The organism is Shewanella sp. KJ2020 (genome assembly GCF_024197625.1).
GTDB lineage: Bacteria > Pseudomonadota > Gammaproteobacteria > Enterobacterales > Shewanellaceae > Shewanella.
On record NZ_JAKUKD010000011.1, the window covers coordinates 175565 to 190862 of the forward strand.

Annotated in this window: 12 protein-coding genes; 8 read left to right on the forward strand and 4 right to left on the reverse strand. The window is 45.8% G+C overall.

Annotated features, from left to right (window positions below; genetic code table 11):
- The first annotated feature begins 312 nt into the window (after positions 1–312).
- The 5 genes from MJO46_RS07240 (at position 313) to MJO46_RS07260 (ending at position 7309) form a co-directional block, all read left to right on the forward strand.
- A complete protein-coding gene (locus MJO46_RS07240; protein ID WP_253988738.1) occupies positions 313–2679 on the forward strand; it encodes a phosphoketolase family protein in 2367 nt (788 codons plus the stop codon).
- Between the two features lie 236 nt (positions 2680–2915).
- On the forward strand, positions 2916–4040 hold the full coding sequence (locus tag MJO46_RS07245; RefSeq protein WP_253988739.1) for an OmpA family protein: 1125 nt from the start codon (positions 2916–2918) through the stop codon (positions 4038–4040).
- Positions 4041–4292: 252 nt separating this feature from the next.
- Complete coding sequence (gene tal / locus MJO46_RS07250) at positions 4293–5249, forward strand: transaldolase (protein ID WP_253988740.1); 957 nt, start codon at positions 4293–4295, stop codon at positions 5247–5249.
- A gap of 20 nt (positions 5250–5269) precedes the next feature.
- Positions 5270–6907, forward strand: coding sequence for a glucose-6-phosphate isomerase (gene pgi, locus MJO46_RS07255; protein WP_253988741.1), 1638 nt, complete (start codon positions 5270–5272; stop codon positions 6905–6907).
- Between the two features lie 216 nt (positions 6908–7123).
- Complete coding sequence (locus MJO46_RS07260; protein ID WP_007650190.1) at positions 7124–7309, forward strand: DUF3545 family protein; 186 nt, start codon at positions 7124–7126, stop codon at positions 7307–7309.
- Positions 7310–7391: 82 nt separating this feature from the next.
- Here MJO46_RS07260 and MJO46_RS07265 read toward each other — a convergent pair whose 3' ends face one another.
- From MJO46_RS07265 to MJO46_RS07280, 4 genes are all read right to left on the reverse strand, one after another.
- Positions 7392–7928, reverse strand: coding sequence for a hemerythrin domain-containing protein (locus tag MJO46_RS07265; protein WP_198782588.1), 537 nt, complete (start codon positions 7926–7928; stop codon positions 7392–7394).
- A 163-nt stretch (positions 7929–8091) separates the two neighbouring features.
- Positions 8092–8856 (reverse strand): hypothetical protein, encoded by a 765-nt coding sequence (locus MJO46_RS07270; protein WP_253988742.1) that lies wholly within the window; start codon positions 8854–8856, stop codon positions 8092–8094.
- Positions 8849–9454: a sigma-70 family RNA polymerase sigma factor gene (locus MJO46_RS07275; protein WP_253988743.1), complete on the reverse strand. Its 606-nt coding sequence runs from the start codon at positions 9452–9454 to the stop codon at positions 8849–8851. Before MJO46_RS07275 ends, MJO46_RS07270 begins: the two co-directional genes overlap by 8 nt.
- A 69-nt stretch (positions 9455–9523) precedes the next feature.
- On the reverse strand, positions 9524–11449 hold the full coding sequence (locus MJO46_RS07280) for a VWA domain-containing protein (RefSeq protein ID WP_253988744.1): 1926 nt from the start codon (positions 11447–11449) through the stop codon (positions 9524–9526).
- 222 nt (positions 11450–11671) lie between these two features.
- Between MJO46_RS07280 and dauA the strand changes: the two genes are divergently transcribed.
- The 3 genes from dauA (at position 11672) to purK (ending at position 15280) form a co-directional block, all read left to right on the forward strand.
- Positions 11672–13414, forward strand: coding sequence for a C4-dicarboxylic acid transporter DauA (dauA, locus tag MJO46_RS07285; protein WP_253988745.1), 1743 nt, complete (start codon positions 11672–11674; stop codon positions 13412–13414).
- A gap of 277 nt (positions 13415–13691) precedes the next feature.
- Positions 13692–14183 (forward strand): 5-(carboxyamino)imidazole ribonucleotide mutase, encoded by a 492-nt coding sequence (gene purE / locus MJO46_RS07290; protein ID WP_198782584.1) that lies wholly within the window; start codon positions 13692–13694, stop codon positions 14181–14183.
- Positions 14183–15280 carry a 5-(carboxyamino)imidazole ribonucleotide synthase gene (purK, locus tag MJO46_RS07295; RefSeq protein ID WP_253988746.1) on the forward strand — a complete coding sequence of 366 codons (1098 nt, stop codon included), beginning with the start codon at positions 14183–14185 and terminating at the stop codon, positions 15278–15280. Before purE ends, purK begins: the two co-directional genes overlap by 1 nt.
- Positions 15281–15298: the final 18 nt, after the last annotated feature.

Here is a 15298-nt window from a genome sequence, read left to right on the forward strand (position 1 = left end):
TCAAATTATCCTTCCGTGAATTTACAACAACACGGCTACCGAATTCAACGCGGCAAAATAGCACAGTATTCGAAATTACTCATGTGATCAAGCTCACGCTTGCACACACAAACACCACCATTATCACAGCGAATAACTTTTCCAAGCCTTTGTTAAAGCTAAATTAACAAATAATCTATCTCGAACTACTATACTTAACAGCTAAAACAACTTTTAAAATTTGGATGCAGGGCACATTTTTGTAATAAAATTACAAATATAGTAGCCACATCGAAAACCCACACACTTTCGTCAGCTCTAGTGAGGCTTAATATGACCCACATACATGAAATTAATGCTCTAAAAAAATACGTTAGAGCCACCAACTTCCTCGCAACATCACAAATTTACTTAAAACAAAACGTCTTACATAAACGTCCACTAGCACATTCAGACATTAAACCACGTTTGCTCGGTCACTGGGGCACATGCCCAGGGATCAACTTTGTCTATGCCAACATTAACAGACTCATAGTCAAACATAATCGTCCATTCATCTATTTAGTCGGTCCAGGTCACGGTTTTCCTGCTGTACAGGCAAACTTATTCCTCGAAGGCTCATTAAGCCATTTCTACCCCGAGACGATTCCCTATAATGAAACCGGTATTGAAGATATTTGTAAAAAGTTTTCAGCCGCCTATGGTTACCCTTCACACGCTAACCCAGAGGCACCCGGTCAAATCCTCGAAGGTGGAGAGCTTGGCTATTCACTGGCGGTTGGTTGGGGCGCGGTTTTAGACAACCCAGACTTGATTGCAACAGTATTAATTGGCGACGGTGAATCTGAAACCGGCCCACTGGCAGCATCTTGGTATGCAAACCGTTTAGTATCTCCTGCAACAAATGGCGCCGTTTTACCCATAGTCCATATCAATGGTTATAAAATTTCTGGCCCTACCCGCATGGGACGCATGAGCCATGAAGAATTGGATCTTGAATTCCGTGGTCTTGGCTATTTCCCCATTATTGTAGATAGCGAGCAAGAAGAAGACATCTATCTACAAATGCTAAACGCAATGGATACCGCCTATGGCATGATCAATGAGATCCAACACCGTGCCCGTAGCGGTGAAGATGTTGTCAAACCACGCTGGCCAGTGATTTTAATGCGCACAGCCAAAGGCTGGACGGGTGTTAGCGAATACAATGGTAAAAAATTAGAAGGTAACTGCGAATCACACCAAGTGATCGTCAATAAGTGTGCTACCGATAAAGGTCATCTCGAAGCTCTGGATACTTGGCTTGCCAACTATCATTTCCAAGAGCTGTATCATATGAATGACAAAGGTGAGCTGATTTTTGATGCCGATATTTGCTCATTAATCCCACCTAAGCACTTAGCCTGTGGTCGCCAACATTTAACCTATGGTGGCGAAGTTGTACGACCCTTATCCAATCCTGATCTTGAAAAACTAAGCTACGGCCCAGAGGTTCCACGTGGTCATCGCGGCTACTCTATGTTGAAAATGGGCGAATGGATGCGTGACGCATTCAAACTCAACCGTGACCAGCATAACCTACGTATTTTCAGCCCAGATGAAACTTACTCGAATCAATTGCAAGCTGTATTTGAAGAAACCGATCGTGCTTGGCAATGGCCAATCGAAAGTTGGGATGAAGACATGTCACGCGATGGTCGCGTGCTCGAGTTACTGTCTGAAAACTTACTCTTTGGCATGTTACATGGTTATACAGTCACAGGCCGTCACGGGATGTTCCCAACCTACGAATCATTTTCGCAGGTCGTCTCATCAATGGCGGATCAATACTGTAAATACGTCTATGCCAGCCAAGGAGTACATTTCCGCAAACCACTCCCAGCATGTAACGTTGTGCTCTCTTCATTGTTAGAGCGTCAAGACCACAATGGCTATTCGCATCAAAACCCGTCATTCCTTGGGGCGATGTTAGAAAAACATCCAAAAATTATTTCGGCTTATTTACCCGCTGATGCCAACAGCACTTTAGTTTACACAGAGCGCGCATTTGCGGATCGTGACAAACTCAACATCCTTGTAGCAGGTAAAAAAGAACTGCCACAATGGCTCAGTTTAGAAGAGGCACGCAAACAAGCTAAAGACGGTATCATGGTTTGGGATTTCGCATCTGATGAAAATCCAGATATTGTGCTTGCAGGTTGTGGTGATTATGTCACCCAAGAATGTATGGCATCTTTAGTATTAATTCGTGAATTACTTCCAAGAGTCAGAATTCGTTTTGTTAGCGTAACTGAATTAAGCAGTGATGGCTTAGGTAGTCGCAAATTTAAAGAAAAACCTTGGTTAATGGACGAGATATTTACTCAAGATAAAGGGGTTGTCTTTAACTATCACGGTTACCCAAATACAATCAAAAAGTTAATTTTTGATTACAAAGGAAGTCGTCGTTTTAGAATTAAAGGTTATGAGGAAGAAGGTTCAACAACAACACCGTTCGACATGGGCGTTCGTAATGGCACCTCTCGCTACCACTTAGTGATTGATATGGCATACAAACTGTTCCAACAGGGCGCTATTGATGAAACTAAGCATGTTTCAATCACGACCGACATGCTGCAAAGACTCGTTGACCATCGCAACTATATTAAGGCTAATGGTGTCGATCCTGTTGAGATTGAAAACTGGATCTGGACACGCTAGCAACAAATATATTTAACAAAAAACACACAAAAAAGGCATTCTAAGGAATGCCTTTTTAACATCCAATCTCATTAACAGAATGATGCACGATAAAAAACTTAAGATTAACCACTGGAAAAATTTAACAAATGCAGTGATAATTAACCGCTGGCTACAATACCAAAGGATCCCCACACTAAGTGCTAGCAATGTTTTGCATAAAACCCGCAAAGCATATTGGTGGAGAATCATAAACAATGGACTTAGAGAAAATGATGAAGAATACATTAAAAGTAGTTTTACTTACGTCAATGCTTCCACTTGCTGCCAGTGCATCTCAGGAGCTAACACCTTGGTATGTTGGTGCAGGTCTAGGCGTTAATAACTATGAACACATTGCAACTCAAAACGGCGATGACAACCCATACGCATGGGACATCTTTGCTGGCTATATGTTTAATGACTACTTTGGTGCAGAAATCGGCTATCGCGATCTAGGTAATGCTGATTGGACCACTGCAGGCATTAGCAACGATGCAGGCGTTAAAGGTACTACTCTCGGTTTAGTGGGTCTATGGCCACTAGCGAACCGTTGGAGCCTATCTGCAGAAGCCGGTGTAATGTACTACACACTAGAAAACAGCCAAAACTTCAATGGAACTTCTAGTTCTTACAGTGATTCTGACTTTGCACCATACTTTGGTGCGGGCGTAGGTTATAACTTCACTGATAACCTGAAGTTACAAGCTAAATACCGTCGTTATGAAGGCTTAGATGATAACGCTGGTGCCAGTGCCATAGTTCCAGTTAATGCCGATAGCAACTACTGGGGCTTAGAATTAAGCTACCGTTTCGGTACTGCAGCAGCGCCAGTTGCCGCCGCAGCAGCAGTCGTTGCAGCAGCGCCTGTTGATTCTGACAACGATGGCGTATATGACGATAAAGATCAGTGTCCAGCCACTCCAGCAACTCACAAAGTTGACTCAACTGGTTGTACTATCTATGAAAACGTTAAACAACAAGAAGATGTAGGCTCTATCCAGTTTGCTAACGATTCAGCTGTAGTTAAAAAAGAATACTACAAATCAATCGAAAAACTGGCTAACTACCTAAATCAAAACCCTGAGTTCACCGTTGAAATCGCAGGTCACGCCTCTAACGTAGGTAAACCTGAATACAACATGGTGCTATCAGACAAGCGTGCCGATGCTGTCGCTAAAATTCTTGTTGAAAAGTATGGTATCAGCCAAAGCCGCGTAACTTCTAATGGCTACGGCGTGACTAAACCAATCGTCGCTGGTGACTCAAAAGAAGCCCATGCAGCTAACCGCCGCATTGAAGCTATCGTGACCACCACTACGAAACAACCAGTACTAAAGTAATCATTTACTTTCAGTAATATAAAAGTCGCTGCTTGCAGCGACTTTTTTGTTTTTGGAAAGCAACATAGGGTTAATTTTCCTTTAGAGCTTCCACTCCAAGTGCACCACTTGGGTCAGTCTTAGTTAGAATCGACATAGTTTTGTCATTTTTGTAATTTTTTTACATTCAAGGTTGGAAAAGTTGGCAAAATCGCTTCTAATAGTCATCAGTAAATTCCGAGTTTAGACAGCTACCTCAGAAGGATGTTTTTCATGGCCAATACATTAGAGCAACTCAAGTCTTATACCACCATTGTTGCTGACACAGGCGACATCGAAGCAATCAAACGCTACCAGCCTGAAGATGCGACAACCAATCCATCACTTATCTTGAAAGCCGCTCAAATTCCTGAATATAGTGCTTTAATTGATAATGCCATTGCATGGGCAAAGTCACAGAGTTCTGATGTTGAGCAACAAATAGATGACGCCAGTGATAAGCTTGCCGTAAATATCGGTGTTGAGATCCTCAAACTCGTGCCTGGCCGAATTTCAACTGAAGTTGATGCCCGCCTCTCCTTTGACAAAGAAAAGTCCATCGCCAAAGCCCATAAACTGGTACGTCTATATCAAGACGCTGGCATTGATAAATCTCGTATCCTGATCAAATTAGCCTCTACCTGGGAAGGTATTTGTGCCGCTAAACAATTAGAGCAAGAAGGGATCAACTGTAACTTAACGCTACTTTTCAGCTTTGCTCAAGCACGTGCCTGTGCTGAAGCCGGGGTTTACTTAATATCCCCCTTTGTTGGTCGCATTCTGGACTGGTATAAAAAAGACACTGGCAAAGATTACACTCCCGCCAATGATCCAGGTGTAGTGTCGGTGACAGAAATTTACAACTACTACAAACAGCATGGCTATAAGACTGTTGTGATGGGCGCGAGTTTTCGCAATATTGGTGAGATTATTGAACTTGCCGGTTGTGATCGCCTCACCATTGGTCCCTCTTTGCTCGAAGAATTAGCCAACTCTCAGCAACAGATCCAGCCTAAACTTTTGCCAGCCAATTCAAGCGCAAGTGCTGTGGAGCCCTTAACAGAAGCTCAATTCCGCTGGGACTTCAACCAAGATCCTATGGCAGTCGATAAGTTAGCCGAAGGTATTCGCAACTTTGCTATCGACCAAGGCAAACTTGAAGTGATGCTCAAGGCAAAACTGGCAAACTAAGCATCCGCGGAGACAACTCGATGACATTCTTGACCCAAAGCACTACTTGGCAAGCTTTATCGGCACACAGCAAAAATATTCCCCATATGCGGGAGCTGTTCGCAAATGACACGGCACGTTTCAATAACATGTCGTTATCGGCTTGCGGTTTATTTCTGGATTACTCAAAAAATAGAGCCACTCCACAAACGCTAGAACTGCTTTACGCTCTGGCAAATGAGACGAAACTCGAAGCCAAAATCAAAGCGATGTTTGCTGGTGATATTATCAACACCACAGAAAAACGTGCAGTCTTACACACAGCGCTTCGTAGCACTGCGAGCCAGTCAATTGCAGCCGAGGGTCAAGATATTGTCCCTGAAGTTCAACAGACCCTGAATAAAATGCAGGCGTTTGTCACTTCAGTGACATCGGGACAATGGAAGGGTTATACCGGCAAAGCGATTACCGATATCGTCAGCATTGGTATTGGGGGCTCTTTTCTTGGCCCTAAAATAGTGTCTCAAGCACTTCGTCCCTACTGGACGCCAAGGTTAAACTGCCACTTTGTGGCAAACGTCGATGGGACTTCTATCACTGAAAAGCTGAAGTTGCTCAATCCCGAAACAACCTTGTTTATCATGTCATCAAAATCCTTTGGCACCCAAGAAACCCTGACCAATACCTTAACGGCCAAAGCATGGTTTTTAGCCAAAGGTGGCTCACAATCGGATGTGGCAAAGCACTTTGCGGCGGTAACCTCCAACGTAGCAAAAGCCACTGATTTTGGTATCGATGCCGATAATATCTTCCCAATGTGGGATTGGGTTGGTGGACGTTATTCTTTATGGTCAGCGATTGGCTTGCCTATTGCGCTGTTGATTGGCATGGATAACTTTAGGGGCTTACTCAAAGGTGCACACCTGATGGATGAGCACTTTGCCAATGCGCCATTAGCGGAAAATATGCCCGTCATTATGGGGTTACTCTCGCTGTGGTATGGTAACTTTTTTAATGCTCAGTCCCATGTCGTATTGACCTACGATCACTATCTGCGCGGCCTACCCGCGTATTTTCAGCAGCTCGATATGGAGAGTAACGGTAAATCAGTTACATTAAATGGCACCGATGTCGATTACAGCACAGGGCCTGTTATTTGGGGTGGCGAAGGGACGAACGGTCAACACGCCTATCACCAGCTACTGCATCAAGGTACGGCGCTCATTCCAGCCGATTTTATTATGCCATTGCAGAGCCACAACCCTATTGGTGAGCACCATGACCAACTTGCATCGAATTGCTTTGGGCAAACCCAAGCTCTTATGCAGGGCCGTACCTTCGAAGAGGCATTAGCAGAGTTAGCAAATAGCCCGATGAGCGAAGATGAGAAACGACTTATCGCAAAACATAAAGTGATGCCAGGCAATAAACCCAGCAATACTTTATTAATGAATAAGCTCACGCCTGAAACCTTAGGTGCACTTATTGCCCTTTATGAACACAGAACCTTTGTTCAAGGCGCCATTTGGGATATTAACTCCTTCGATCAATGGGGAGTTGAGCTGGGTAAGATCTTAGGCAACGATGTGTTAGAACGTATTGGTGCCAGCGAAGATACCCATAGCTTAGACGTCTCGAGTAATGGACTGATAAACCTTTACCGACAGGGTAAAATCTGATCGAACAAAAAGCCAGCAATCGCTGGCTTTTTTATTGCATCTCTTTATTTATATTCAATTTATCTATCTTTAAATCTAAAGCTCACCCACTTAATATCAACGACATATCACTCAAACTTCATTTCAAGTTAACACAAATGAAACATAATTCTTGCACCCTGTTTTAAAAATATGTTATTTAATCGCTGACAAAACATACAACAACAGGAGGTTACCATGGATCGTTTAGATTATGGTTGTGCGCTAGATGAAGTCGTTGAAAGACCCGATCGCTCGCGAGGCTCCAATAAGAAGCGTAAATGGCGAGAGATCGAAGCGTTAAAGGATAAGCATCGTTTACTCAAAGAACTCCAAGAGATAGATAATAACTTTGACTATGATATCGACGCGATCCAGTTGTAACCACATGTTTAATAAGGATTGATACAATCTAGAACATAAAAAAAGCGCCTATGGCGCTTTTTTTATGTCACTCTCAGCCCCCTCATTCCGATGAGTTCAGGTAAGCGCGCAGCTCATCAAACTCCTGTTGTTCGCGGTCAAGAAACAAAGGATCATCAATCAAAGAGTCTTGGCATTCTTTTTCAATAACTTGCCAATCCTGTTCGGTTAGGTTTTGAGCAAGGAGGGGAAATATTTCCCGCTCCTCCATTTGCATATGCCGCTCTTGCAACTCGACATACTCGGCAAAGTCAGCAATCAGCTTTTCCCGAGCAACCACAATATCGCTCAGGATCAAGTTTAAGGTATTCATTAATGCCGCTGAAACTTGGATCACGACCTCATGTTCCGCACTGAGTTTATCCATTGCGCCATTCGTTTTATGGGCTAGATAATAGGCATAAATGATGTCTTCAACGGGATGATGGCAACGCTCAGCATATCCTTGCATATACTCAACTATGTCTCGTACTACGATAAAATTTATCGCTTCACCTTCAGATAATTTCATCTGCTTGTTTTTCAAGACATTCAATAAAACTGCTATATGTTTATGATCATGCATGAGTCTTTTAAGCATATTGCCTCCTAAACTTGGGCTCTAACTATTGATACTAGTCAAGTCGTGCATCGATCTCCAATATAGCAGGCTAAATCCTATTCACTTTATGACAACGATCAAGTAAATAACCCAACGCAAACTAAAAAGCTGCGGTGTCATCCCCAAATGCCCGCACTGAAAACTATTGACGCCCTTGGTGTAACTGCAGTTGCAATGCTTTAAATGTTGCTCGAGGAGTTTCTACTCCTTCGGGGATCTTATCTCCAGTTCCCGCTTCGGATAATGCGGGGTATTCATTCAATAGTTTTTGCTCTAGGGCTAATGCCTCGTCAATTTGTTTAGACTCAATCAATACCTTCAAATGCGCCAGAGACTCGGCGAGTGATGATAATGGTGGTTTAGTTTGAACCTCATCCACATTGGGAGTCGCTGCTAAACTGGGGGGCGAAGCTTGTGAGGCTACCATTGGGCTTATTTGGCGCGCGGCGGATTGGGCCTGTTCTTGAGCTAACATGCGTGATTTAGCCTTCATCGCCTGTGACTCAGCCACTTCAGCCTGCATCTTAGCTTGCTGTTCAATTTGAGCATTCTTTGCCTGCGCCGCATTTAACTCGGCTTCAGCCGCAGAGGATGCCGTAGGTGCATCCATCATCACCGCACTAGGAGTCATCAATGCCCTATCGACCTGTGGGCGATTAAGCACAAGCAAACCAACCACTATCACTAGGGACGCCGCACTCGAAAAAGCCCAAGGGAAGCGTTGCCAAAGCGGTGCTATCACGGGTTTAAGTTTAGTGATATTCATTTCAGCAAGATGAGTTTGCGACAATCTTAGAATATCCTGATCTAACTTTTCAGAGGGGACCTCAAGCGCCTGTTGATGATACCAAGCCGAGATTTCCTGACGCAGCGCCTGGTCTTGTGTTTGTTGGGTGGAATTACTCATGGCCAGCCTCCTGCCACTTCGCATTGACACAATCTTTCAAACTTTGATAGGCATAGCGAATCCGGCTTTTTGTCGCTTCGAGCGTAACCCCAGCAATGTCACTGATCACCGCGGCGGTAAATCCCATTTCGATATTAAGAATAAATGCTTCTTTCTGCACTTGGGGTAATAACCCAATGCAGGCCTTAAGCAACAATCCCTTTTGTGCCTCTTGCCACTGTACATCGGGTTTATCTTGCTCCTTGCCAGCAAAAGCATCGAGACTAGCATCCCCCTCATCGTGGCCAACTAAATCGACGGGCTTGACGGCTCGCACATGGTCTATCAATAGATTATGTGCGATACGATAAAGCCAAGTATTAAATTTGGCGCTAGCTTCATAATTTGCGGCAGCGCGGATCACCCTCCCCCAGGTTTCTTGATATAAATCCTCAGCGAGCTGCTTATCCCCCAACTGGCGCACAAAGTATCGATATAATGCTCCCTTATGCTTAAGGTATAGCTGCTCGAATGCCTTGCTATCCCCCTTGGCATAGCGCTGCATTAAGTGCTCATCGGTATGTTCATGGGCATGTATTTGCGGTATCGCGAGTGCCATGACAGCTCCCTTATTGTTAACTTAACCTATGATCTCAAATCATTTTATGAAGATAGTGCTTCTAGCATCTTAATGGAGCTTATCCTCGGGAGGAAAAGGCTTATCACCAGTATCGAATTTATTTAACGGTATTCGATTCGATTGTGTGAGTGCTGCGGCAATCTCAACCAATTGCATAAATTCATGCCGATATCCATCGCTATCATTACCTAGGGCTGAACGAGTCAAAACACTAAGCTTATTATAATCAAATTGATGCAAATAGTGACTTTGATTCAGTAGTTGCCCCAAACCCGCAACCGCCGCCGCAAAGCGAAAATCATCGCTTGCCTGCTCTAGGGATTTCACGCTCTGATCCGCTCGAATTGGATAGGTTAGTAATTGGCTCTCTGTGGCATCGGGTAACTGATAACGCAGCTTTAGATAAGCAATTTCATCTCGGCTATATTTTTCCTGCCCCGTTTGCGAATTATAACCATAACGTAACCTATCATTGGCCATATTACCCGACTCAGCATAGCGCAATTCGTAGAGTGCGGTCACAGTATGGCCAGCCCCAATTTCCCCGGCATCGACCCTATCATTGTTAAAATCCTCACGGGCCAGCGCTCGATTTTCATAACCAAGTAAACGATATTCTGCGACGAGGGCAGGGTTAAACTCCACTTGCACTTTAACGTCCTTGGCAATGGTCAGCAAAGTTGAACTCAATTGTTCCACCAGCACTTTGCGCGCCTCATTGGCGGTATCTATATAGGCATAATGGCCATTGCCCTTGTCGGCGAGTTGTTCCATCAACCGATCGTTATAGTTATCCATTCCAAACCCTAAGGTAGTGAGCCCAATTCCCCGCGCTTGCTCCCTTTCAACCAAACTGATTAATTCATCGAAATTTGTCAGCCCCACATTAAAATCACCATCGGTCGCGAGGATGACTCTATTGATCCCCCCTTGAATAAAGTGCTTTTGTGCTAATTGATAGGCAAGATTGATCCCCTCTGCACCGTTAGTCGAGCCGCCAGCGCGTAACTGCTCTAATGCATAGTTCAAGGTTTGAGCATCATTACCAGAAGCGCCGTCTAACACCACGCCAGCCGCGCCCGCATAAACGACGATGGAAACCTTATCGCGCCCACTCAGCTGTTGGGTCAGCATTTTCATGGCGGTTTGTAAGAGTGGCAGTTTATCGGCAAAGGCCATTGAGCCTGAAACATCGAGCAAAAAGACCAGATTACTCGCCCCTAGATCAGACTTTGCCACCTCATAACCCTTCAGTCCTATCCGCAGCAGCATAGTGTCGTCGTTATACGGCGATGGTGCGAGTTCGGTCGTGACACTAAAAGGCGCGTCATTCTTACCCGGTAATGGGTAATCGTAGTGAAAGTAATTGAGCATTTCTTCGATGCGCACTGTGCCTTTGCTCGGTAAGCGGCCTTCATTTAGCATTCGCCTCAGGGTCGAATAACTCCCGGTGTCCACATCGATAGCAAAGGTGGACACTGGGATTTCACCCGCCACCATAATGCCATTTTGCACTTGCTTCGCGAACTGGTTAGCTTCAGGTTGATTATCTGCATGCCAAACCTGTCCAACCGCAGGAACTGCGACGCCCAAAGGCGCTTCCACCTGCATCGATTGAGGGGGCATATGCATAACCCTTTGCGCTGCAACCATTTTTGCAACTTCCGTGGCGTGAATATTGTCCTTCGCGCTACGCTGCTCCGCCTGTTGTAATAATGCCTGCTCTAATTCACGTTTGTGTTTCAATTGCGCTTGTTGCTCTGCCGTTTCAGGGGCTTGTGCAGGCAATTTCTCATCGACAATGGGTTTATCTGTGCAGCCACTTAACCCCAATAGGACGGCGAGCGATAAGCTAGATAACAGAAGAATAGGATTCAGTGTCATATGAGGAGGTCTAGTAGAGACATCCCCAGTCACAGTGGGATTGCCAAGGTCAGTCACTGCGTACTGTTTCGGGAGATAAGATTTTTTCATGGTCAGGGCCTCAATAGGTTTATACCCCCTATAAACGCGACTCTAGGTAAAAAGGGTTATCCCGCAAACACTTTTATCACTGTCAACGCGCCCTTACCTCCCAAGCACATTATTTATTCAAAACAAAGTCATTTAACTTATTTTTGCAAGACTGATCACACAAGCGCTTTTTCAAGGACCTTAGAATAGAGCCTAGTAATAGCCCGCACTATGGACCCACCCGTGCCACACTCTGCTCATTTATTTTCGTTAAGAATTGCCCACGCCCTCACCGAAGCCTGCGTAAAAGATAAATACTCTTTTAAACGTTTTGGACAAGATATTCTCGCTGGCCTCACGGTGGGCATTATCGCAATCCCACTGGCGATGGCACTGGCCATCGCCAGTGGTGTCGCGCCGCAATACGGTCTGTATACTGCGATTGTCGGTGGTTTTATCATTGCCATGACGGGCGGCTCGCGCTACAGCGTATCCGGGCCTACCGCCGCCTTTGTAGTGCTGCTCTACCCCATAGCCCAGCAATTTGGCTTAGCGGGATTATTAATTGCCACTGTGATGTCAGGCATGATGTTAGTCGCCATGGCCATGCTGCGCCTTGGTCGCTTGATCTTATATATTCCAGAGTCCGTCACCTTAGGCTTTACTGCCGGGATAGGGGTTGTCATTGCGACCCTGCAGCTTAAGGACTTTTTCGGGCTGCAGATCGAACATATGCCTGAACAATACTTCTCAAAAATCATGGTCCTTGGCAAAGCGCTTCCCACTATGCACTTGCCTAGCCTATTGGTCGCAACGATCACCTTAGCCACTATGTTACTCTGGCCAAGATTGAAAATTCATATCCCAGCCCATTTACCGGCCATTGCCTTAGGTAGCATAGTTGCCTTAGTGCTAAATGCGATGGGCGCGGATATTGAAACCATAGGGACACGTTTTCATTACCAATTAAGTGACGGTACCACTGGCACAGGGATCCCTCCCGTGCTCCCGAGCTTCGAATGGCCTTGGTTACAGGCGGGCGCCCATGGACAAGCCTTCGAATTTAATCTTGCCACCTTTCAAGCCTTGCTTCCCGCAGCCTTTGCCATTGCCATGTTAGGGGCAATTGAATCCCTCCTGTGCGCTGTAGTGCTCGATGGTATGACGGGCAAACGCCACAGCGCCAACAGTGAATTACTCGGCCAAGGCATTGGTAATATCATCACGCCTTTTTTCGGTGGTATTCCTGCTACGGCTGCAATAGCCCGCAGTGCTGCCAACGTCAAAGCAAGGGCACAGAGTCCAATCGCCTCTATGACCCACGCACTCGTGGTATTAATAGGTTTAGTCGCCTTAGCGGGAGTGCTCGCCTACTTACCCATGTCGGCCATGGCGGCACTGCTACTGGTGGTCGCTTGGAATATGAGTGAAGCGCCAAAGGCGGTGCATTTAGTCAAAACAGCGCCCACCAGCGACATTTTAGTCTTTTTGAGCTGTTTTTCTCTGACTGTGATTTTCGATATGGTGATAGCCATCAGCGTAGGAATTATTCTTGCGGCTTTGCTTTTTATGAAAGAAATTGCAGAAATGACAAAACTTTACGACATCAGCAGCAATAAGCGCTATGTCGATCAAGACTTACCTGCCGATTGGGCTGTGATCAAAATTAATGGCCCGCTATTCTTTGCCGCGGCCGACCGTATTTTTGCCGAAATAGCGGCCTTGACCCAAGATAAACAAGTGATAGTGCTGTACCTCGACGGGGTGTCAATACTCGATGCCGGTGGCTTAGCGGCACTCACCAAATTGATTGAGAAATGCAAACTTAACCACACCAAACTTATCATTGCCGATTTGCAGTTCCAACCTATTCGTACGCTGGCAAGGGCAAAAATTCAACCTATCGAAGGTGTACTCAAATTTTATCCCACCCTGCGTGAAGCCTTAGCCGAGGCTCCCGCGCCGGAGCATACTTTGCAAAGCTAAATAAAGTCCCTTCCTTAACCGCTTTCCCCTAAAACCACATAAGCCGGCTTTAGGGGAAATGGCGGGCACAAAATGCGACTCGCCCTGATTTTATAAACACTCAATTCCGTGCCTAGGACACTATTTTTGCGCGCAAAAAACGCCAGAAATGGCACTTTACATGGTATTATTCTGCGCCATGATGCTCCCCGCTATTACCGACGCATTGGACATCAACTGTACCCAGACCTGAGACAAGGTCAAAATATAATTAAAATTAGTGAGTTAAGGAGTTATCATGCAAGCCCTTGTTGCTGTTGTTATGGGTTCTAAGAGTGATTGGCCCACTATGGAAGCCGCCGCTGAGATCATGGATAAACTGCAAGTGCCCTATCATGTTGAAGTAGTATCCGCCCATAGAACGCCAGATAAACTGATGGAGTTTGCAGCCACTGCCGCTGACCGTGGTTTTAAAATCATCATTGGTGGCGCGGGCGGTGCAGCGCACTTGCCAGGCATGATTGCCTCAAAAACTCGCTTACCCGTATTAGGTGTACCAGTACAAAGCAAAGCGCTGTCAGGCATGGACAGCCTGTTATCTATCGTACAAATGCCTAAGGGAATTGCCGTTGGCACCTTAGCCATAGGTACCGCAGGTGCCTTTAACGCGGGCTTACTGGCTTGCCAAATTTTGGCCAATAACGATGCTAAGCTTGCCGCCCGTTTAGAAGCCTTTAGGGAAGAACAAACCCGCGCCGTGCTGGACAATCCAGATCCGAGGGAAGCCTAATGACTCAAGTAAGCGCAAAACCTAAGGTTTGGGTATTAGGTAATGGCCAGCTTGGCGCCATGTTGACCCACGCGGGTGAACCGCTGGCGATCGATGTTCGTGCAGTGGATATTATGACGCCAACGGATGAAATCCTCCCCCTCGCCCCCCATGATATTATTACCGCCGAGCGTGAGCAGTGGCCTGAATCTAGCTTAAGTTTGCAGTTAAGCAGCCACCCTCAGTTTATTAACGGCCCCGTATTTAGCCGCCTCGCGGATCGTTATAGCCAAAAAAGTTTGCTCGACCAAATCAAAGTGCCGACCGCGCCTTGGACACTCGTCGATGACCATACCCAAGTAGAAAGTCTCTACCAAAATTTTGGTGCACGTGTATTAATGAAGCGCCGCACAGGCGGTTACGATGGCAAAGGCCAACACTGGCTAAAACAAGCCGAAGCCGGAGACATTCCACAGGATTGGCGCAATTTAGCCATTGCCGAACAGGCGATTAATTTTGATGAAGAAGTGTCCTTAGTGGGCGTGCGCACCCGCGAAGGGCAATGCATATTTTACCCCTTGACGCTCAATCTCCATCAAGACGGTATTTTAATGGCTTCTATTTCGCCATTGGCACGCCTAACGCCGCTGCAAGCCCAAGCCGAAGCTATGCTCAGCACTATCATGCACGAATTAGACTATGTCGGTGTCATGGCGATGGAATGTTTCCGTGTTGGCAATAGTTTATTGGTCAATGAATTAGCACCGCGGGTGCATAACTCTGGCCACTGGACGCAAGCTGGCACCCATATGGACCAATTCCAGCTACATTTAAGGGCCCTGTGTGGCATTGCTATCCCACAGCCGCAGGTGAATTTTCAATGTGTGATGGTCAATCTTATCGGTATCGATAATGACCTGCGCTGGTTAAGTCTGCCTAATGCGGAACTGTATTGGTACGACAAGGAAGTGCGCCCAGGCCGAAAAGTGGGGCATTTAAACCTTTCTGTGCCTAATCCAGCGGTACTGAACGACAGCATTGCCTCACTGCAAGCTTGGATGCCAAGCCAATACCAAGCGCCCCTCGCGTGGATTTTAGCTGAATTTGCTAAAGCCTAATTGGGCCGCACAGATTAC